Source organism: Pseudomonas sp. NPDC090233, from assembly GCF_044772285.1.
Lineage (GTDB): Bacteria > Pseudomonadota > Gammaproteobacteria > Pseudomonadales > Pseudomonadaceae > Aquipseudomonas.
This window is the reverse complement of sequence record NZ_JBIVYQ010000027.1, coordinates 1-1,270: the sequence shown is the minus strand read 5'-3', so window position 1 is coordinate 1,270 and position 1,270 is coordinate 1. Positions and strand designations below refer to the sequence as shown.

At 51.3% G+C, this 1,270-nt stretch carries 1 rRNA gene; it reads left to right on the top strand.

The window, feature by feature from the left end:
• Positions 1 to 1,270, top strand: a 23S ribosomal RNA gene (locus tag ACIQUF_RS25580); the annotation flags it as partial.

Below are 1,270 nucleotides of genomic sequence, written 5' to 3'. Positions count from 1 at the left end.
TCAATGAAATCGAGTAGGACGGAGCACGAGAAACTTTGTCTGAACATGGGGGGACCATCCTCCAAGGCTAAATACTACTGACTGACCGATAGTGAACCAGTACCGTGAGGGAAAGGCGAAAAGAACCCCGGAGAGGGGAGTGAAATAGAACCTGAAACCGTATGCGTACAAGCAGTGGGAGCCTACTTTGTTAGGTGACTGCGTACCTTTTGTATAATGGGTCAGCGACTTATATTCAGTGGCGAGCTTAACCGAATAGGGGAGGCGTAGCGAAAGCGAGTCTTAATAGGGCGTTTAGTCGCTGGGTATAGACCCGAAACCGGGCGATCTATCCATGGGCAGGTTGAAGGTTAGGTAACACTGACTGGAGGACCGAACCGACTACCGTTGAAAAGTTAGCGGATGACCTGTGGATCGGAGTGAAAGGCTAATCAAGCTCGGAGATAGCTGGTTCTCCTCGAAAGCTATTTAGGTAGCGCCTCATGTATCACTGTAGGGGGTAGAGCACTGTTTCGGCTAGGGGGTCATCCCGACTTACCAAACCGATGCAAACTCCGAATACCTACAAGTGCCGAGCATGGGAGACACACGGCGGGTGCTAACGTCCGTCGTGAAAAGGGAAACAACCCAGACCGTCAGCTAAGGTCCCAAAGTCATGGTTAAGTGGGAAACGATGTGGGAAGGCTTAGACAGCTAGGAGGTTGGCTTAGAAGCAGCCACCCTTTAAAGAAAGCGTAATAGCTCACTAGTCGAGTCGGCCTGCGCGGAAGATGTAACGGGGCTCAAACCATGCACCGAAGCTACGGGTATCACCTCTGGTGATGCGGTAGAGGAGCGTTCTGTAAGCCTGTGAAGGTGAGTTGAGAAGCTTGCTGGAGGTATCAGAAGTGCGAATGCTGACATGAGTAACGACAATGCGAGTGAAAAACTCGCACGCCGAAAGACCAAGGTTTCCTGCGCAACGTTAATCGACGCAGGGTTAGTCGGTCCCTAAGGCGAGGCTGAAAAGCGTAGTCGATGGAAAACAGGTTAATATTCCTGTACTTCCAGTTATTGCGATGGAGGGACGGAGAAGGCTAGGCCAGCTTGGCGTTGGTTGTCCAAGTTTAAGGTGGTAGGCTGAGATCTTAGGCAAATCCGGGATCTTAAGGCCGAGAGCTGATGACGAGTTGCCATTAGGCGACGAAGTGGTTGATGCCATGCTTCCAAGAAAAGCTCCTAAGCTTCAGATAACTGGGAACCGTACCCCAAACCGACACAGGTGGTTAGG